Raw genomic sequence first — 17,612 nt, 5'->3', positions numbered from 1 at the left:
GCCTTGGCCACCCGTCCCGGCGAACCTGTGCGGTCGAAGTACGGGAGGATCGTTCATGCGGGGGAGACCGCGGCCCCCGCTCCTTGGCTCCGTCTCACCGCTGATGCTCACGGTCATGTCCTCGACGTCGCCCCGGGCTCGGAGCCGGCCCGGTGCGCCTGCCGGATGCAAGCCCTTTACCGGGGGCTTGCCGAACCCGGCCGTGCTCTGCGGCTTCCGCCTGCCCGCGGTGGACCATCACGCAGATCAACTTCGAGGCGGGCACTCGGCGGACCAAGGAACAGACGCGTGGGCCAAGGAGATCTTCCCGGTCGCGCACGAACGTCTGAAGCAGGCCGCCGCCGCGCTGTCGCCGGGTACGCCTGCTCAGCCGTTCGTCGACGCGCTGACCGAGCTGGCCCAGGCGCGGGCCGGCGCCGACATGTGGTCGGCGCCGACCCGCAACCGCTCCGAAACGTCCGGTCCCCCACCGGGTTGAAGGGGAGGTCACCGCGTCCGCTTGCGGACCCGCTTCACTTCCTGGTCGACGGCCCAGGCATCGGCGACCGTGCCGAGGTGGCCGAGCTTGTCGGGGTTGATGACCGAGCGAATGGTCTGGATCTGCCCGTCGAGCACGTCGAGGGCGAGGATGTGGAGGACCTTGTCGTCGCGGTCGCGGAAGAGCGCGCCCGGCTGGCCGTTGACCTCGTGCGGTTCGAACGTGATGTCGGCCCGGGCCATCAGCGGGTAGACGCTGGCGAGCAGCCGGGCCACGTTCTCGGCACCGGAGACGGCCCTGGCCAGCTGCGGGGCCTTGCCACCGCCGTCCCCGACGAGCTGGACGTCGGCGGACAGCAGGCTCCGCAGCCCCTCCAGGTCACCCTGCGCCAGTGCCTCGAAGAACCGCCGTGCCAGTTCCTGCCGCTCCCGGCGGTCCGCTTCGAACCGGGGCCGTCCCTCGTGCATGTGGCGGCGCGCCCGTACGAGCAGCTGCCGGCACGCCGCCTCCGAGCGCCCCACCGCGGCGGCGATCTCGTCGAAGCCGAAGGCGAACACGTCCCGCAGCACGAACACCGACCGCTCCAGCGGGCTGAGCCGTTCCAGGAGCAGCAGCGCCGCCATCGACACGGATTCGGCCAGCTCCGCCGCGCGGGCCGGGTCCTCGTACGGATCGTCCAGCAGCGGCTCGGGCAGCCACGGTCCGACGTACTCCTCCCGCCGCACCCGGGCGGAGCGCAGCACGTCGATCGCGATCCGGGTGACCGTGGCCGACAGGAACGCCTTGGCCGACACGGGCCGGGTGGTCGAGGCGTCGTAGCGGAGCCAGGTCTCCTGCACCGCGTCCTCCGCCTCGCCCACGCTGCCCAGGATCCGGTACGCGATCGAGAACAGCAGCGGCCGCAGCTCCTCGAACTCCCCGACCTCGCCCATGTTGTCTCCCCCTTGCGGTCCCTGTGTCCGGCCGGTCCGGGGCCGGCCGGACACCCTTCGAAGATCATCCGATGGGTGGGCGGGGCGGACGACGCTCGTACCGCGACCGTGCTCCACCTCGTGACCACCGTGCCCGGGGCACGGCGCCTGTCCCGGGGGCAAGACGTGGCGGCGGTTCAGTGGAACTGGCCGACCCGGTAGTCACCGGCCGGCTGCTGGGCGATGATGTTCAGCCGGTTCACCGTGTTCATGAACGAGACCAGCAGTACGAGGGCGGTGAGCTGCTCCTCGTCGTAGTGCTCGGTGGCGCGCGCCCACACCTCGTCGCTGACCCCGGTGGCCGCGTCCGCGACCCGGGTCCCCTGCTCCGCCAGTTCCAGCGCGGCCCGTTCGGCCCCGGTGAAGACCGTGGCCTCCCGCCACGCCGCGATCAGGTTCAGCCGCACCGGACTCTCGCCGGCAGCGGCGGCTTCCTTGGTGTGCATGTCGATACAGACCGCGCACCCGTTGACCTGGCTCACCCGCAGCGCCACCAGCTCCTGCGTCGCGGCCGGCAGCGGCGACTCCTTCAGCTCCCGGCCGGCTCCCATGAAGTACTTGAGGGCCTTGCCGGCGGTCGGGCTGGCGAGGTAGTTCAGTCGCGCGTCCATCGTGTGCTCCTCCATGTTCGTCGATGCCTCCACCCCCGAGACGAGATGGCCCTCCCGCCTGTGACACGGCGTGGTGTGACCGCGGTGTGACCTGCGTCTCCCCGCTGTCCGGGGGTGGGGATGTCACAGGCCGAGCAGCCGCCTCGTCCCGGGTACGGAAGTCCTCGATCAGGGAGTTGACGATGAACGTCGCGCTGTGGATCACCACCGGAGTACTGGCCGCTGTCTGTCTGGTGGGCAGCGCCAAGATGTTCGTGCCGCGGGAGAAGATGGCCGCGATGGGCTCCTCCGCGCAGTGGGTCCTGGACTTCGGCCCCGGCGCCCTCAGGGCCATCGGCGCCGTCGAGCTGCTGGCTGCGGCCGGTCTGATTCTGCCCGCGCTGCTCGACGTCGCGCCGGTCCTGGTGCCCTCGGCCGCCACCGGACTCGCTGTGCTGTTCGCCTGCGCGCTCACCATGCGGCTGCGCCGTGGCGAGAAGGCCACGATCACCGGCGACCTGATCTACCTTGCCCTGGCCCTCTTCGTCGCGTGGGGCCGTTTCGGCCCCGAGTCCTTCACCGGCTGAGGACCGGCGCACATCCAGTCGAGCGCCACAGCGCCGGGCGCACCACGTGACCGCCGCACACGGCAGACGAGAGGGCCACTTCCACGAGCGGGCATACGACGGCCCAGCGGTGGGGCGGCACGTTCCTCAAGGCCGCGGTGGTCCCGCGGACCGCGATCCTGTTCTTCCGGGGGGCCGCCGCCGGAACGCTGCTGTCCTCGCCCCACAACGCTGCCGCACGACGTCGGATCGCGCGTGAGGTACGGAGCTTCGATGCTCTACGTGCTCGACGCGGCCCTCACCCGGCTTCCGCGGCGTCCCTCCCGGGGAGCGGCGTTCCCCGAGCGCTTCCCGGGTCGAGCGCCGCTGCACCGCCCGCCTTCGCTTCAGGCCGGAATGGGCACCCTCTCGCTACTAGGTAGACTGACCTACCTAGTAGCGGAGAGGGAAGACGATGAGTGAGACCGGAACGGCGGCAGCGCGCCCCGGCAGGCAGCGGGGGGCCGCGCGTGAGCGGCTGCTCGCCGCTGCGGCGCGCCGCTTCTACGCGGACGGTGTGGCGGCGACGGGTGTCGACACGATCACCGCTGAGGCGGGCGTGGCGAAGATGAGCCTGTACAACAACTTCTCCTCCAAGGCCGATCTGGTGATGGCCTACCTCGACGCACGGCATGAGGAGTGGCTGGGCCTGTACCGGCGCAGGCTGGAGGAAGCCCAAGGCGGTCGCGGCGGCGTGCTGGCCGTCTTCGGCGCGTACGCCGACCACGCCGCCTTCGCCTACGAGCACGGCTTCCGGGGCTGTGGGCTGCTGAACGCGGCCGCCGAACTGCCCGCTGGGGACGAGGGCCGGGCCGTGGTGCGCCGGCACAAGGAGGAGGTCGAGGATCTGCTCGCCGGGCATCTCGAGGAGCTGCTGCCCGGGCGGCCCGAGGAAGCGCGCACGGTGGCGGAGCACCTGTCGTTCCTGCTGGAAGGCGCCATGGCACGGGCCGGGCTGGAAGGCGCGGGTACGCGCCTGGAACACGCACGGACGATGGCGGCCGACCTGCTGGACCGGCTGTGACGCGGCCCGCCGGACACGCGGCCGGCCCGGTCGGCGTGGGGGCGGTGTGCGTGCTGACGGCGTCGGTGCTGTGGGGCACCACGGGCACCGCCGCGACGTTCGCCCCCGCGGTGGGGCCGCTCGCGATCGGGGCCGTCGCCATGGGCCTGGGCGGACTGCTCCAGGCGCTCGTCGCCGCCCCCGCATCCGCCGGGAAGGACCTCGACTGCGTGCGCACAAGGGGGTGGTGCTGCTCGGCGCGATCGCAGTCGGGACCTACCCTCTGGCGTTCTACACCTCCATGCACCTGGCCGGGGTCGCCGCCGGCACCGTGGTGTCGATCGGCTCGGCCCCGCTCGCCTCGGCCCTGATCGAGCGCGTCGTCGACGGGCGCCGCCTCACGCGCCGCTGGATGACCGGCGCTGCCCTGGGGCTGTCCGGAACGGTGCTGCTCTGCACGGCCGAAGCCGCCGGCGCGCACTCCGGCCCCGGGACCCACTCCGCAGGGGAGACCGTGCTCGGCGTGGGACTGGGCCTCGTGGCCGGGCTGACCTACGCCCTGTACTCATGGGCGGCCCACCGTCTGATCAGCCGCGGTGTGACCTCCGGCGCGGCCATGGGAACCGTCTTCGGGCTGGGCGGGCTGCTGCTGATGCCGGTGCTGCTGGCCACCGGCGCCCCGCTCCTTTACTCCTGGTCCAACGCGGCCGTCGGCATCTACATGGCCCTGGTGCCCATGTTCGTCGGCTACGTCCTGTTCGGCTGGGGCTTGGCGCACGTTCCGGCGAGCACCGCGACCACCCTCTCCCTGCTGGAACCCGCTGTCGCGGCCGTACTGGCCGTACTCGTCGTCGGTGAACGTCTGCCCCTTCCGGGGTGGGCCGGCATCGCCCTGGTCGTCGGCTGCCTCGCCGTGCTCACCACGCCGACTCGGACGACTCATCGACCGCGGGCGGATCCCGGCGACGGCCCGGCCGATCCTGGAGGACCCCACCTCGCAGGGTGCCCCGAGGGCCTCGCGGGCAAGGCGGGTCCGCGGATGCGCGAGCGTGGCCGGTAGCCGGTCGGTGAAGACGAATGCGCACTCCGGCCGGCTCCTGCCTGACGCCGGCGGGCTCGATGGGCCTGACTGGAGATGGAGAGGATGAGGGCGGACCATGGCGGTGCCCGGATCGAGTCCGCCGGCGGCCAGGCCCATCCCGTGGTCGGTGAAGAGCAGGGGAAGGCGCCCCGGGTGAGGCCGTCGTCGAGGTTCACGAGGCCGGCTTGGCCGGATCCGCGCAGGAAGCGGCGGGACACCGACGGGCCGGTGGGCCCATGAGATCATCGTGTCCACCGCCCGGGGACCGTGGAGCTGTCGTCTCTTGCTGGCTGGGGGCTGCGCGACTCGACCGGAGCACCGGTGACACCGGACTGAGGCACCTGGGGGAACGGGCATGGGGTACAGCGGGATGACGGAAGTGCGCCGGAAGCGTACGCGTGCCGAGCGGGCGACCGAAGGACTGACCGTCGCCGTGGCATCGGTCCTCTCGTTCGGCCTGCTGGCCGGCCCGGCAGTGGTCTTCGGCACGACAGCCTGGCACCTGGTCACCGACGCCACCACGTTCAGCCGGCTCTCGGCGCCAGTGGTCTTCCTCGCCCTCGTGACGCTGCCGCTCGTCCTGGCCCGCGCGGTATTCCGCGCGGGCCAGCGCAAGGGCAGGGAGCGACTGACGGCGGCGGTCCCGGCGGTGCTGGCGCTGCTCGGCGCGTCCGTCGTGCCGTTCGCGGCTCTGTGCCTGGTCTTCGTGTACGCGGACTGACCTCCGGCTACGGCGGTCCGCCCGGCGTTCACGAGGGCAGGCTCGCTGTCACCATGGAACGAAGCGCTCCGCTCCGGTGAAGGAGTGACCGCTACCGTACCTCGGCACGTCATGTCTGAACGCTTCGTCCGGCCAGTGAGCGTCCGAGTTGGCCAGTTGAGCGCCGATGTTCTTTCTGATCAGTGAGTCGCGAAGCTTCAGGGGGCGTTCCGCTGGAAAAGGGTGTGGGCGTCGCCGCTGCTCAGGAGCCATACGGCAGGCGTCAACGCATGCATTCCTTCTGAAACAGCACACTTCGGGGACCTTCGAGAAGGGCGGCGTAGCCGCAACCGCTCCTTCGCCTCGCGGTGGTGGGCCGAAGGCGGCGTGCCTCCGGCTCCGGAGGGGAACCGACGAAATGCGAGCCTTGAGGTGACGGAATGAGAGGCGGGCTATCGGGTCGACGCCGTACCCCCCTCGAAACCAGGCGTGGCGGCGGTTGTCACATTCGTGGGTCCGGCGGTGTCTTCATGTCGAACAGGCCAACAGCCCACTGGACAAGGAGACACCATGACACCGCGCATTCCGAAGGCGGAGCTCCCCGCCGCGGTGAGGGAAAACATGATCAAGCAGCTCGGTGCCGTGCCCGAGCCCGTCGAGGTGGTGTGGCACAACCCCAAGGTCGCCACGTCCAGCCTGGAGTTTTCGGCCAAGCTGGCTGAATGGGATGTGACCGACGCGAGCCTCAAGTCGTTCGCGCACATGGCCGTCGCGGTGCAGGTCGGCTGCAGCTGGTGCCTCGACGTCGGCTACTTCCAGGCGCAGAACGAGAACCTGGACCTGGCCAAGGCGAGCCAGGTGCCGCGCTGGCGGGAGTCGGAGGTGTTCACCCCGCTGGAGCGGGACGCGATGGAGTACGCCGAGGCCATGACGAACACGCCGCCGACCGTCACCGACGAGCTGTACGCGAGCCTGCTCGACCGGCTCGGCCCGGCGGCGATGGTCGAGCTCACCGCGTACATCGCCTTCGTCAACATGGCGACCAGGAACAACAACGCGAACGGAATCACGTCGCAGGGTTTCTCCGATGCCTGCGAGATCCCACTGGCCACACGCCCTGAGACGTCCCGGGCAGCGTCGACGGCATGACCGAGGATCCGTTCGTCGCCCATCGCAGCCTTCTGTTCACGGTCGCCCACGAGATGCTCGGGTCGGCGGCCGACGCGGAGGACGTGCTGCAGGATTCCTGGCTGCGGTGGGCCGACGTCGACCAGTCGCAAGTGAGCGACCCGCGGGCGTACCTCGTCCGGGTCGTCACACGGCAAGCGCTCAACCGCCTGCGCACGTTGTCGCGCAGCCGCGAGGAGTACGTCGGCGAGTGGCTGCCGGAGCCGCTGCTGACCAGCCCTGATGTCGCCGAGGACGTCGAACTCGCGGAGAGCGTCTCGATCGCGATGCTGACCGTCCTCGAAACGCTCGGGCCCACCGAGCGGGCGGTGTTCGTGCTCCGCGAGGTGTTCGAGATGCCGTACGGCGAGATCACCGAGGCCGTCGGGAAGTCCGCGGCCACAGTGCGGCAGATCGCGCGGCGGGCACGCGGGCATGTGGCGGCTCGGCGGCCGCGGGTGCAAGTGAGCCGGATGGAGCAACGGGCCGTGATAGAGCGGTTCCTGGCCGCGTTGCGAACCGGGCAGTTGCAGGAGCTGCTGGAGGTCATGGCGCCGGACGTGGTCCTGATCGCCGATGGCGGCGGGCTTGCGGCCGCAGCTCTGGCTCCGCTCCACGGGGCCGAACTGGTGGCGACGGTGCTCGCGCACGCGAACCGGGTGGCGGCCCCGTTCGAGACGGCGGCCGTGTGGCTCAACGGCGCGCCTGCGGGCCGGTTCGAGATCGACGGCGAGCCGACCGCACTGAGCCTCGTGGTGGAGAACGGGCGGGTCACCCGGATCTACCTGATGAGGAACCCGCGGAAGCTGACACGGCTCGATGAACTGGTGGAACTCGCCAGGTAAGCCCGCTGCTGCTCTGGCATCGTGAGGGTTCCGGGCGGTTCGCACCATCCGGAACCCACCATCCGGAACACTCACGACCTGTCGCGCGGGGATTTGTGTGAACGCAATGGTGCGAGGGATTACGAGAACGGAGTTCGGGGGCAAACCGGGCACGGTCCGGTGAAGGTGCGAGGTCTCGCGGAACTGAGGCGTCTTTTCCGGATCATGCCTAGACAGCGTCGTCCTCCGCCCGCACCCAGGCCAGCTGCGCGTCGCTCAGCGGGGGGTCGAACCCTTCTGGGAACATCAGCATCAGTGGTTGTGGCCACATGCTTTCGGGCCCGTGCTCTTCACAGTGCAGAGCCACGAGGTGCGGCCCTTCCCCGCAAGCCTCGCGCTGGTAGAAGCGGTCATGCGCCTGGCAGAAGTACGAGAACACTGTGCAGTCGTCCTCGTCAGTCGACTCGTAGAGACCGGAGTCCCGGACGATCAGTGCCATCGGTTCCTGACGGTTGAACCGGGGGATGGGCCGAGGATCGCACCACAGCAGTCGAGGAGGAAGCACGCGAGCATTCTGTGCCAAAGGTGGCTTCGAGGCAGCGTGCAGACCAGACGAAGACGCCCGCGAGATGGTGTGCGGCCAGGTAGATGACGACGGTCTTGTCGTAGTGAGTGGCCAGGCCGAGCCACTGCTTGAGTCTATTGATGCAGCGCTCGGCCGTGTTGCGCTGCTTGTATGCCTCGCGGTCATAGGCGGCGGTCTGCCGCCCCGGCTGCCGCGCCGTAGCTGGTGGCCACGCTGGTGTTCGACCGGCTCGGCGCTCTGAGCGCGGAGGGGGTGCGTCTCGCGTGGACCGGCGTGCTCCTGCTGGTCCTGTCCGGCCGCGCCTGAGTGACTCGGGCGGTGAGCTGAGACGCGACCGGGCGCCGGGACCGGGAGCCGGAGCAGGGCCAAGGGCTTGTCCAGGGCGACCGCGTGACGTGGCGCTGTCGGCGTTCCGGCCTCGGCGTAGTACGCCGAACCGGCACGCCGGCCCGTGCCACGCCGCCGGTCCTGCCGCTCGGCGCCGATCACCTGGGATTTCCCCCTCCGCGGCCATCACCAGCTCGCGCAGAGCGGCGAAGCGCAGCAGAAGACGGGTTTCCTCCTCGCCCTCGACGCCCTCCGGATCGACGGCCGCCGAACTGCTTACGAGCCGTACGACCGCTGCCGCGCCGTACTGGCGGGCCCTGGTCACCTGGTCACCTGGTCACCTGGTCACCTGGTACGAGCTGGCGCCGCCGCAGCCGTTAATGCCGGCGCCGCCCACCGTTGCGACTCGCTCAGGCCCTCGCCCGGCCGTCGGTGGGGATGTCCAGTCGGCCGGCCACGGTGGTGAGGGCTGTTCCCAGGGGGAGCGCGATGCGGGTGAGGGCGTGCTGGTCGCCCCGTGTGGGGTCCCGGTTGATGATCAGCACCGGCTTTCCGGCCTGGGCCGCCTGGCGGACGAACCGGAGCCCGGACATGACCGTCAGCGAGGAGCCCAGGACCAGCAGCGAGGCCGCCTCACGGACCAGCTCGCGGCAGTGCTCGACCCGCCGCGGCGGAACGGCTTCGCCGAAGAACACCACGTCCGGTTTGAGGATGCCGCCGCAGAGCGTGCAGGGCACCACGCGGAAGTCCCCGACCTGTTCGTCGGTGAGGTCGGCGTCACCGTCCGGGTTGATTCCGGCGGCCGCCGGCGCGAAGCCCGCATTGGCCTCCTCCAGCCGCCGGGCGAGGTCACGGCGCGGACTGAAGGCGCCGCAGGAAAGGCAGACGACCCGGTCAAGGCTTCCGTGGAGTTCTACGGCGCCCTCACTGCCGGCAGCCTGGTGCAGGCCGTCGACGTTCTGGGTGATCACACCCGAGAGCAAGCCGTGCCGCCCGAACGCGGCCACGGCGCGGTGCCCGGCGTTGGGCCGGGCGCGGCCGAAGGTGCGCCATCCGAGGTGGCTGCGCGCCCAGTACCGGCGCCGGGCCCGGGCGCTGGTGGTGAAGTCCTGGTAGGTCATCGGGGTGTGCCGGCTCAGGCTCCCGCCCTCGCCCCGGTAGTCGGGGATGCCCGACTCCGTGGAGATGCCCGCACCGCTGAGCACCAGCACACCGCCGGTGCTCAGCGCATCGGCGACCGGCTCCAGATCCGTGGTGGCCGGCGGCAGGTCCTCGGCGGGGGTCCAGTTCAGAGTGGGGCGCATGCGCATGCCACCAGGGTACGGAACAGGCCCCACCACCCGTTTCCGCCGTGGATGGCGTCATCGGCTCGGGATGCTGCCGTGCGCGATCCGCAGCGGGGGAGGGGCGGGAGGTCGTCCCAGGAGGGGATTCTCCCGCTCCGATGGCGCCCCCAGCCGTTCGATGAGGTGCAGGTGCTTCCCTCGTACAGCATCTTGTCGCACTCGCCGTGGTGCTCCCGCATCGGCAGTCGCTCCGGCTGCGGGGGCTGCGCGGGCTGCGCGGGCGCGTCACCCGCACGCGGCCTATTCCATGGCGTGGTACGTGTTCGTCTTACCGCTGATGCCATGGATACCGTCGCAGCAGACCGGCGAGGTGGTGGACAGCGCCCGTGGACAGCGGCAGACGGCACGGGTGAACAAGCGCGCGGGAGTCCTCGGCGTACTCTTCGGTCATCGTCACACGGCTTCGACTGCCGCCGGAGGACTTCGGTTACGCCACACCGCACCGGCTCCGACGTGGGAGGGTGGTTTCAAGCTCCCGTCCGGTGTGCTGAAGCCGTCGCACAAGAGGCGGGGCACGGCTGGAGGCACGGGTGAAGAGCCCTGACATGTCCCGCGGTGCTCGTCTGGCCGCCCGCGGCGCCGTTTCCACATCGCCGGCGCCGCGCGGCGTCCACGAGCTGCGCGAATTCGTGGACGCAGGCACACCGCTCGGGTCGGGTATCGGCGGGAAGGCGGTCCTGCTGAAGGTCGAGGAAACCCCGGTCTTCGTCAAGCAGGTACGGCTGACCGATCTGGAGCGACGACCGGAGCATGTTCACTCCACCGCGAATCTGTTCGGGCTCCCGTCTTCTGCCACTACGGCATCGGCACCGTCGGCAGCCCGGGATTCGGCGCCCGGCGGGAGCTGGCCGTGCACACCATGACGACGAACTGGGTGGTCGCGGGAGGCTACGGGGGCTTTCCCCTGATGTACCACTGGCGGACGACACCAGACTCCGGCCGACCACTTCCCGAGGAACTGGCCGATATGGACCGGGCTGTCGCCTACTGGGGAGGCGGATCCGGGATACGCCGTCGGATCGAAGCTCTCCAGCAGTCCACGGCGAGCCTCATGCTGTTCCTGGGGTACATCCCGCAGAACCCGCACGACCGGTTGGGTGTCCATATCGGATCCGGTGACGAGGCCGCCGAGCGGGCCTGCGCCCTGGTGGACAGCGAGCTGGAAGCCGGCATCTCGTTCATGAACGCCCGCAGGCTGCTTCACTTCGACGCCCACTTCGAGAACATCCTGACCGACGGCCGGCAGCTCTTCTTCGCCGACTACGGCCTCGCGTTCTCCACCCGCTTCGAACTCACACAAGATGAGGCCGACTTCTTCGACCAGCACCGTACCTACGACCAGTGCCACACCATCACGCACCTGGTGAACTGGCTGGCCGTGGCTCTGTACGGATACGAGCCGGAAGAACGTAAAGCGTTCGTGCACACCTGCGCCCAAGGAGTGTCGCCCGAGGCGGTGCCGGCGTCGGTCGCGGCACTCCTTGCCCGTTACGCGCCGGTCGCCGCGGTGATGGGCGGCTTCTACCGCGCATTCCAGCAGGAGGGCCGAGCAACTCCTCATCCGCTGGCATCGATCCGTCGGCCAGGGCAGCAGGGCAGCCCGTCCCTTGCCTGAGGCGTCGACGGGTTTGAACTTGTGTGGGGAACTACGTGACCGGCGGCAGCCGGTCACAGGCGGATGGTGAACCGGCCCTCGGGTGGCTTCCACAGCCGGCCACGGTCGACGAGTCCGACCAGCTTCCCGTGCAGCAGTTCCGGCTTGACCCGCCCGGAGGTCTCCACTCCCAGCGTCTCGCCGACCTGCCGGACCGTGACCGATCCGGCGGCCTGCTGCACGACGGCGAGAATGCGCTGGCAGCCCGGCGGGAGCACGGTCTCCTCTACGTCCGGCGTGCGGTGCGGGATCAGCAGTACAACCCGTCCACTCACCTGTGCGGGCACCGACGAGGCCGGAACGCGCTCGTCAGCGGTCCGTTCGCTCACCCGCTCAAGGACCCCTTCGGAGACAGCGAGTCCGTCTCGCTCGGCCCGCACCTCCGCCGGCTGCTTGGCCGGCTGTTCTTCGAGTTCGTCCAGTTCCGCGCGCCGCGCGGTGATCCGCTCCAGCAGCTCGGGACCCATCGCCTCGGCCGGCTTCACCGCCCCGCGGGCGACCGCCGCGGTCAACGCGCGCCTGACGGGCGGCGAGGTCCCGGCCACCGGGCTGAAGTACCACCACGGCAACCACATCGGCCTCGGGCGGCGGGGCGCGGTCTTTCAGACGGTGGACGGGGCGCCCGGCCGAAGTCCCGTTACCTGGGCGGCCGGACCGCCGCGCGGCTCAAGTCGGGCGTGCTCAAGGGGACCGGGTGGGGCGTCGCCCACCCGGCCTTCGGCATGCCGAAGCGCAAGCGCCGCCCGGCCACCGCGCCTGACCTGGCCGGTGCGGGGCCGCCGCACAGGCTGTTCCGCATGGACAGTGCAGCCATTGGTCGGTTCGAGGCCGGCCGGTCGGCTGGCCTCACTCGCGTACCGTCTTCTCGGCCCGGCCACCGACGCCGAGGACGCCGTGCAGGACACGTTCCTGCGCTGGCAGGCCGCAGACCGGGAACGGCTCGAGGTGCCGGAAGCGTGGCTGACCAAAGGCGTCACCAATCTCCGTCTCGACCGGCTCCGCTCGGCACAGGCGCGCCACGAGCGAGCTGCCGGTGACTGGCTGCCCGAGCCACTCCTCGAGGGCGATCCGGTGCTCGGCCCTGCCGACACCTTCGAGCAGCGCGAATCGGTGGCCTTGGCCGTACTGATCCTCATGGAGCGCCTCTCGCCGGTCGAGCGGGCCGTCTACGTCCTGCGCGAGGCCTTCTCGTACAGCCGCGCCGAGATCGCCGGGATCCTCGACATCACCGAGTCCGCGAGCCAGCAGCATGTCCACCGGGCCCGGCGCCGGGTCGCCGCCGAGCGCCGCCGCGGCGGCGAGGCCGATCCCACGTCAGCGCGCCGGGTCGTCGAGGAGTTCCTCGCCGCCGCCGCGTCGGGGCGCACCGAACGGCTGGTGGCGCTGCTCACCGACGACGCGACCGCGGTCTCGGACGGCGCCCCTTCGGCCCCGCACTGCACAGCAGCGCGGGGCCGAAGCCCGTCGGTCTTCCGAACCGGACTCGGCCATGCGGTTCGGGTCCCCGGGGACCGGCCATCGATCGCACAAGAACGCAACAGGCCCCACCTGGACCGCTTGGCGGCCGTCAGCGGCCGCTCGGCAGACGCTCTGGCCGTCACCTTCGCCCGAGAACCCCACGCAGCCGAGTCCGGCGAACCCGAGTGACGCGCGTCCACTGGGCCGACGGAGGGTGCACCGGTGTCACGGCGGCCGGCCTCGGGGGAGTCAGGAAGACCGTGGGCCGCCGGCGCGTCCCGCGAGAGCCGGAAGGACCCGTCCCAGGCGGGCGAGCGGGGACAAGGCCATCACCACCGGGGACGACATCATGCCCGCGGCCGTCACCAGGAGGCTGGTGCGCAGCCCCCACTCCATCGCGAGAAACCCGCCTAGCAGGGAGCCGAGCGGAGCCGTCCCCATGCCGACAAACGTGATCGTCGCGGCCGCGCGGCCTTGCATGCCGTCCGGAGTGGCGGCCTGCCGCACCGCCATGACCGTGACATTCACCAACTGGCCGGCGGTTCCGAACACGAAGTTGATCACCAGGAGCGCGGGAACCGTCACCGCGGAGGAGCCGTGCAGCGCGGGCACGCACAGGAACACGCCGTCGCCGAGTGCCGCCGCGGACACGAGCACCGGGCCGTAACCGAACCGGCTCGGCATACGAGCGGCCAGCAGCGCGCCCGGCCCCGTCGCCGCGAGCGCCAGCCCGACGGTGGTGCCGGACAAGTGCAGTTCCCGCGTCAGGAAGAGCAGATAGACGGTCATCATGGCCGCGAGGGAGAACTGGAAGGCGGCCGAGGCGAGGCACACGGTCCGCAGCGAGGTATCACCGACCACAAAGCGGAGGCCCTCACGGATCCGCCGCCATACCCGCGGAGGACGTTCCGAGCGTTCCGGGATCGATTCGGTCCGCCGGATCCGCCGGATCGACAGGAACGACAAGGCGAAGAGCAACGCACTGGAGGCAGCTGCGATCGGTGCCGACAGCAGTGACACCAACGCGCCGCCGAGGGCGGGCCCGCCGATCTGCGCCGCGGACCGGCTGGCCTCGAGCGCGCTGTTGCCCTGCAGCAACCGGCCGCGTCCCACCAGCCGTACGAGAGAAGCCTGATAAGCCACGTCGAAGAACACGGACAGTGCCCCGACGACGAAGGCGACCACGAGCAGCGCGGGCGGACCGAGCCAGCCGAGGAGACCGGCCACGGCAGCGGCGCCCAGTGTCAGGGCCCGGCCTGCGTCCGTCACCACCATCACCGTGCGGGTCCGCCACCGGTCCACCCACGCGCCGACGAAGAGCGGGAGCAACAGGAGCGGTGCCTGCCCCACCGCGCGGAGGAGACCCAACTGGCCGGCGCCGGTGTTGAGCGTCAGGACGGCGAAGAGCGGAAGAACGATCAGGGTGGTGTGTTCGCCGAGTTGGGAGGCCGTCTGACCCACCCAGAGTCTGCGGAAGTCGCGACCCCGCCACAGACGTGGCGGAAAAGACCGACTGGAATCGGGTGCGGCGGAGGAAGTGGGCGGCACGAAGATCCCTTGGATTGCCGACGACGAGGCCCGTCACCCGGCGCACACCAGGTGCGCCTGCGATTCAGGCAGGGGAGGGCTCGCTGTGCCGCACCATCAAGGCAGCACGCGATGACAGGCCGATCACGGCCTGCAACGTCAACGCGCGCTCGGACGACCGGGCATGTCTTGGCTCCTCATGGGTCACTGGCTGCACCCGCACACTAGCCCTCGGCGGCCAGGCGGGAAAGACGACGGATGCCTGGGCGGACGGCCGAAGTGACTCGCGCCACTCAAGTTTCGCCGGTACGCGCTCACGGTCCGGTGTCCCCGCACAAGATGTCCGGAAACGCCCCAGGCCGTGGCGTGGTGTCGATGCGCAGTCGGCCGGCTCGTCGGGGCCAACTCCCACTCGTCGTACAGCGGAACCGGCAGGGCATCAAGAGCCGAGCGGTCCCGAACCCCCCGAGAGCCGGCTGTCCACGTACGCGACCAGGGCCGCTTCGCCACGCTCCAGCCTCTCCCGCCGGTGCCGGGGCAGAGATGCCAAAACATCGACGAGAAGCCGATCCCGGGAAACATGAACCATCGCGCCGGAGTAAATCCGGCAGCCGGCACACCACGTGAACCCGATGCATCGCTCGAACAGGGGGGACTCGGGAGGATGGAAGCGGTACTGGTACGCACGAACAGTTGTCCCGCAGGCGGCACAGACTCTCCGATCCCCATCGGCGACCGTGTCCCAGGTGCTCACCTTCAGCCAGCATCGACGCTCGCCCGGTGCTCTTCACATAGTCATGTCAAGCATTCTCGCGCATGCGCGAGCACGCCGGGAACCAGCCCCGGGATTCCCCGCGACCGGATCCCGGCGTTCGCTTGTATCCGTCCCTGCACCTGGACCCCTGCGTCGGTACTCACTGTCACCGACCACAGAAGTCGCGCCGGAACCCGAGTCGGTTCTGGCGCGACTTCTGTGGAGTGGGTTGTTGCGGCAACCCCAGGACGTCGGCGTGCCCGGCATTTTGCAGGTTGCCCGCCGCGTACGAGTGTCTTGAGCAGGCCGCCGCCACGATGTCCGACGGCAGTGCCGCCCAGCCCTTCGTCGCAGCTCCGACCGAGCTGATCCGGGTGCAGGCCGACACCATCGGATCCGCCCCCTTGAACAAGTGGGCAGCGACGGTTCCTGCGCTGGAACGGGGCGGTGTTCCTCGCGCGGTTCACGCGGCCAAGGAACACCGTCCGATTACTTCCGGAACGCCGGCTCTGTTGCTTGGCCGGCCCTCACCGGTCGACGGTGACGCAGGTGGTCCTGCTGAAGGCCGAGACCGTCTCGTTGCCGCAGTTGTTGCTGTGGCCCGAAGCATTGCGGGCGAACAGCAGGTTGGAAAGAACGCCCCCGCTGGGGCCCGCGTAATCCCCGCCGCCGGCCTTGTTCCCGTCGTGAGCCACGCAGGTGCGCTCCTTGAAGAGCGCCACCTTGCCGGTGCCACAGAGGTTGGCGTGCCCCGAGGAGTTCCTGCCGGACAGGTTCGACAGCACACCGCCCGTACCGGCGTCGCCGTCACCGGTATGGGCCGCCGCTACGCCGAGAGGGGTCGCCAGAATCAGACCCGTCGCCCCCATCACCACGGCAATACGCTGCAATGTACTCATATTTCTCATTCCTTTCACAGCAACCGATGTCCTGACTACGTCCAACATCATTGCAGAGAGCAATGGTTGGGCCACTCGCCGTTGTGGACCCGCAGGGGTGAAATCATTACTTAAGCGATTGATCGGGTACTCCGATCTGATCTTGTGTTCCGCGCCGGTTGACTTCGGCGTTCCCGTCCGGCAGTGAAAGGCGGAAACCGCTCGGATGCGGCACCGGACGGCCGTCCGGCCTTCCCCGACCGGATCGCCGGCGGTGCGGGTTCCCGGCGCGTGGCGGGAGGGTTCCGGGCTCTTGCTGCCCTGGTCCGGGTCATGTGCCGGGGGAGCAGCGGGGGCAGCGTGACGTTCGGCGCGCGGATGAGTTGTTCAGCCGGGATGTCCGGCGGGGGTGTCCCAGTCGAGGGAAGCGCGGGTCTGGTCATGGTGGAGACAAGTGGTACAAGCGGGGGCCGGGTCCTGACCGTGGGCGTGGTGATCGCGCGTACGGGCAGGCTCGCTCGTCTCGGTGACCCGTTGACGTTCGTCATGCAGCTGCTGGAGCCGAAGCTGCGACGACTCGTGAACGGCGAACGCGGTTACGAGGTGCGCCTGGTGAGCCGGGACAGTCGCTCTACGGCCGAGGGCGCACGGCAGGCGGTGCGGGAACTGGTGGGAGCGGAGGGCGCCGGGATCGTGCTGACGCTGGCGGGTACGGAAGTGCTGCCGGCTGTCGCCGACGCGTGCGAGGAGGCGAGCGTCCCCTGCGTGTCGAGTACGTTCCCGTGGCAGGTGTACTACTACGGGCGCGGAGCGTCGGCGGACAGGCCGTTCCGCTGGACGTACCACTTCTGCTGGGGCCTCGACGACATCGCCGAAACCTTCGCCGACCTGTGGGACATGGTGGGCGGGAGCGGGCGGGCCGTGGGGTGTCTGTGGAACGACGGTCCGCAGGGCGACTGGTCGCGCCACGCCGGGCTCGGGTTCCTGCCGGCGGCCCGCGCGCGGGGGCACCGCCTTGTCGACCCGGCCGGTTACCGCGAACCGGCCGCCGGTTTCGGCGGGCACTTCGCGGCGTTCCGGGACCAGGAGGTGGATGTCGTCACGAGCGCGGCGACCGGCAGGGACCTGGCGCTGTTCCGCAGGCAGGCCATGGAACTGGGTGCACTGCCCCGGTTGATCACGTGTTCGAGGTGGCTGGCCTACCCGCCCGTCCCTTCGGCCGGCGAGGAGCCGGCCCAGGCGAACGTGGCGACTCTTGTGTACTGGACGCCGAATCATCCGTACCGGTCGTCCGTCGACGGAATGAGCGCGGCCCGACTGGCCGAGGCGTACGAGCAGAAGACGGGCAGGCAGTGGCTCCAGCCCCTCGGCCTGGCATACGCACTGTTCGAAGTGGCCGCGCACGCCCTTGCGACCGCAGCCGAGCCGGCGGATCCCGCATCGGTCGCAGCCGCACTCGCAAGGACGCGCCTGGAAACCATCGCAGGCCCCCTGGACTGGACTTCCGGCCCCGTTCCCAACGTCGCTGCTGTGCGGCTGGCCGCAGGGCAGTGGCAGCCGGGCCGCCGCCACGCCTACGAGCTGGCAGTCGTCCACAGCCGGCAGGAGGAACAGCTACCGGTCGACGCCGAGTTGCTGCCCCTCGGGTGATCCGGCAAGACCG

At 70.2% G+C, this 17,612-nt stretch carries 16 protein-coding genes and 3 pseudogenes; 11 read left to right on the top strand and 8 right to left on the bottom strand.

What is annotated here, in order from left to right; translation table 11 throughout:
- Window positions 1-229 precede the first annotated feature (229 nt).
- On the top strand, window positions 230-478 hold the full coding sequence (locus tag BN1555_RS01260) for a hypothetical protein (protein ID WP_176709909.1): 249 nt from the start codon (window positions 230-232) through the stop codon (window positions 476-478).
- Between the two features lie 8 nt (window positions 479-486).
- Here the strand turns inward: BN1555_RS01260 and BN1555_RS01255 are convergent, their stop codons facing one another.
- Together BN1555_RS01255 and BN1555_RS01250 are read right to left on the bottom strand one after the other, a co-directional pair.
- Window positions 487-1,410 carry an RNA polymerase sigma-70 factor gene (locus BN1555_RS01255; protein WP_093797090.1) on the bottom strand — a complete coding sequence of 308 codons (924 nt, stop codon included), beginning with the start codon at window positions 1,408-1,410 and terminating at the stop codon, window positions 487-489.
- A 176-nt stretch (window positions 1,411-1,586) separates the two neighbouring features.
- The gene (locus BN1555_RS01250; protein WP_093803089.1) at window positions 1,587-2,060 is read right to left on the bottom strand and encodes a carboxymuconolactone decarboxylase family protein; all 474 of its coding nucleotides are present in this window, start codon (window positions 2,058-2,060) and stop codon (window positions 1,587-1,589) included.
- Between the two features lie 182 nt (window positions 2,061-2,242).
- Between BN1555_RS01250 and BN1555_RS01245 the strand changes: the two genes are divergently transcribed.
- From BN1555_RS01245 to BN1555_RS01220, 6 genes are all read left to right on the top strand, one after another.
- Window positions 2,243-2,626, top strand: coding sequence for a DoxX family protein (locus tag BN1555_RS01245; protein ID WP_093797088.1), 384 nt, complete (start codon window positions 2,243-2,245; stop codon window positions 2,624-2,626).
- 433 nt (window positions 2,627-3,059) lie between these two features.
- Entirely contained in the window at window positions 3,060-3,668 is a 609-nt protein-coding gene (locus tag BN1555_RS01240) for a TetR/AcrR family transcriptional regulator (RefSeq protein ID WP_093797086.1), read from the top strand.
- 223 nt (window positions 3,669-3,891) lie between these two features.
- Window positions 3,892-4,707 (top strand): DMT family transporter, encoded by an 816-nt coding sequence (locus BN1555_RS01235; protein ID WP_255305815.1) that lies wholly within the window; start codon window positions 3,892-3,894, stop codon window positions 4,705-4,707.
- A 376-nt stretch (window positions 4,708-5,083) separates the two neighbouring features.
- Window positions 5,084-5,449 (top strand): hypothetical protein, encoded by a 366-nt coding sequence (locus BN1555_RS01230; RefSeq protein WP_093797084.1) that lies wholly within the window; start codon window positions 5,084-5,086, stop codon window positions 5,447-5,449.
- A gap of 549 nt (window positions 5,450-5,998) precedes the next feature.
- Window positions 5,999-6,577: a carboxymuconolactone decarboxylase family protein gene (locus BN1555_RS01225; RefSeq protein WP_093797082.1), complete on the top strand. Its 579-nt coding sequence runs from the start codon at window positions 5,999-6,001 to the stop codon at window positions 6,575-6,577.
- Entirely contained in the window at window positions 6,574-7,440 is an 867-nt protein-coding gene (locus BN1555_RS01220) for an RNA polymerase sigma-70 factor (protein WP_093797080.1), read from the top strand. Before BN1555_RS01225 ends, BN1555_RS01220 begins: the two co-directional genes overlap by 4 nt.
- Window positions 7,441-7,648: 208 nt before the next feature.
- On the opposite strand, the gene BN1555_RS01215 is transcribed toward BN1555_RS01220, so the two are convergent.
- The 3 genes and pseudogenes from BN1555_RS01215 to BN1555_RS01205 all read right to left on the bottom strand — a co-directional run bounded on the left by BN1555_RS01215 (window position 7,649) and on the right by BN1555_RS01205 (window position 9,642).
- Window positions 7,649-7,918 carry a hypothetical protein gene (locus BN1555_RS01215; protein WP_093803088.1) on the bottom strand — a complete coding sequence of 90 codons (270 nt, stop codon included), beginning with the start codon at window positions 7,916-7,918 and terminating at the stop codon, window positions 7,649-7,651.
- A gap of 160 nt (window positions 7,919-8,078) precedes the next feature.
- Window positions 8,079-8,215, bottom strand: a pseudogene (locus BN1555_RS39935) (IS5/IS1182 family transposase); the annotation flags it as partial.
- A gap of 527 nt (window positions 8,216-8,742) precedes the next feature.
- A complete protein-coding gene (locus BN1555_RS01205; protein ID WP_093797076.1) occupies window positions 8,743-9,642 on the bottom strand; it encodes an NAD-dependent protein deacetylase in 900 nt (299 codons plus the stop codon).
- 581 nt (window positions 9,643-10,223) lie between these two features.
- On the opposite strand from BN1555_RS01205, the pseudogene BN1555_RS01200 reads away from it, so the two are divergent.
- Window positions 10,224-11,293: pseudogene (locus BN1555_RS01200) on the top strand (protein kinase family protein).
- A gap of 53 nt (window positions 11,294-11,346) precedes the next feature.
- Here the strand turns inward: BN1555_RS01200 and BN1555_RS01195 are convergent.
- The gene (locus BN1555_RS01195; protein ID WP_255305814.1) at window positions 11,347-11,877 is read right to left on the bottom strand and encodes a hypothetical protein; all 531 of its coding nucleotides are present in this window, start codon (window positions 11,875-11,877) and stop codon (window positions 11,347-11,349) included.
- On the opposite strand from BN1555_RS01195, the pseudogene BN1555_RS39930 reads away from it, so the two are divergent.
- Both BN1555_RS39930 and BN1555_RS01185 read left to right on the top strand, forming a co-directional pair.
- A pseudogene (locus BN1555_RS39930) lies at window positions 11,801-12,099 on the top strand (oxidoreductase); the annotation flags it as partial. The gene BN1555_RS01195 and the pseudogene BN1555_RS39930 sit on opposite strands and share 77 nt — an antisense overlap.
- 46 nt (window positions 12,100-12,145) lie before the next feature.
- On the top strand, window positions 12,146-12,979 hold the full coding sequence (locus BN1555_RS01185) for a sigma factor-like helix-turn-helix DNA-binding protein (RefSeq protein WP_255305813.1): 834 nt from the start codon (window positions 12,146-12,148) through the stop codon (window positions 12,977-12,979).
- 60 nt (window positions 12,980-13,039) lie between these two features.
- Here the strand turns inward: BN1555_RS01185 and BN1555_RS01180 are convergent, their stop codons facing one another.
- Together BN1555_RS01180 and BN1555_RS01175 are read right to left on the bottom strand one after the other, a co-directional pair.
- Window positions 13,040-14,284: an MFS transporter gene (locus tag BN1555_RS01180; RefSeq protein ID WP_255306348.1), complete on the bottom strand. Its 1,245-nt coding sequence runs from the start codon at window positions 14,282-14,284 to the stop codon at window positions 13,040-13,042.
- A gap of 1,314 nt (window positions 14,285-15,598) precedes the next feature.
- Window positions 15,599-15,970, bottom strand: a complete 372-nt coding sequence (locus tag BN1555_RS01175) for a hypothetical protein (protein WP_093797072.1) — start codon at window positions 15,968-15,970, stop codon at window positions 15,599-15,601.
- A gap of 420 nt (window positions 15,971-16,390) precedes the next feature.
- Between BN1555_RS01175 and BN1555_RS01170 the strand changes: the two genes are divergently transcribed.
- Window positions 16,391-17,599, top strand: a complete 1,209-nt coding sequence (locus BN1555_RS01170; protein ID WP_093803086.1) for an ABC transporter substrate-binding protein — start codon at window positions 16,391-16,393, stop codon at window positions 17,597-17,599.
- Window positions 17,600-17,612 lie beyond the last annotated feature (13 nt).

The sequence above is a fragment of the Streptomyces sp. Wb2n-11 genome (assembly GCF_001049855.1).
Taxonomy (GTDB): Bacteria; Actinomycetota; Actinomycetes; order Streptomycetales; family Streptomycetaceae; genus Streptomyces; species Streptomyces altiplanensis.
Note: the sequence above shows the minus strand (reverse complement) of the source record. Positions and strands in the feature narration are given on the sequence as shown.

What these genes read in the sequence shown, in the direction of transcription:
- BN1555_RS01255 (WP_093797090.1), bottom strand. Translation starts at nt 1,410, where the DNA reads ATGGGCGAGGTCGGGGAGTTCGAGGAGCTGCGGCCGCTGCTGTTCTCG.
- BN1555_RS01250 (WP_093803089.1), bottom strand. Translation starts at nt 2,060, where the DNA reads ATGGACGCGCGACTGAACTACCTCGCCAGCCCGACCGCCGGCAAGGCC.
- BN1555_RS01245 (WP_093797088.1), top strand. Translation starts at nt 2,243, where the DNA reads ATGAACGTCGCGCTGTGGATCACCACCGGAGTACTGGCCGCTGTCTGT.
- BN1555_RS01240 (WP_093797086.1), top strand. Translation starts at nt 3,060, where the DNA reads ATGAGTGAGACCGGAACGGCGGCAGCGCGCCCCGGCAGGCAGCGGGGG.
- BN1555_RS01230 (WP_093797084.1), top strand. Translation starts at nt 5,084, where the DNA reads ATGGGGTACAGCGGGATGACGGAAGTGCGCCGGAAGCGTACGCGTGCC.
- BN1555_RS01225 (WP_093797082.1), top strand. Translation starts at nt 5,999, where the DNA reads ATGACACCGCGCATTCCGAAGGCGGAGCTCCCCGCCGCGGTGAGGGAA.
- BN1555_RS01220 (WP_093797080.1), top strand. Translation starts at nt 6,574, where the DNA reads ATGACCGAGGATCCGTTCGTCGCCCATCGCAGCCTTCTGTTCACGGTC.
- BN1555_RS01215 (WP_093803088.1), bottom strand. Translation starts at nt 7,918, where the DNA reads ATGGCACTGATCGTCCGGGACTCCGGTCTCTACGAGTCGACTGACGAG.
- BN1555_RS01205 (WP_093797076.1), bottom strand. Translation starts at nt 9,642, where the DNA reads ATGCGCATGCGCCCCACTCTGAACTGGACCCCCGCCGAGGACCTGCCG.
- BN1555_RS01175 (WP_093797072.1), bottom strand. Translation starts at nt 15,970, where the DNA reads ATGAGTACATTGCAGCGTATTGCCGTGGTGATGGGGGCGACGGGTCTG.
- BN1555_RS01170 (WP_093803086.1), top strand. Translation starts at nt 16,391, where the DNA reads ATGGTGGAGACAAGTGGTACAAGCGGGGGCCGGGTCCTGACCGTGGGC.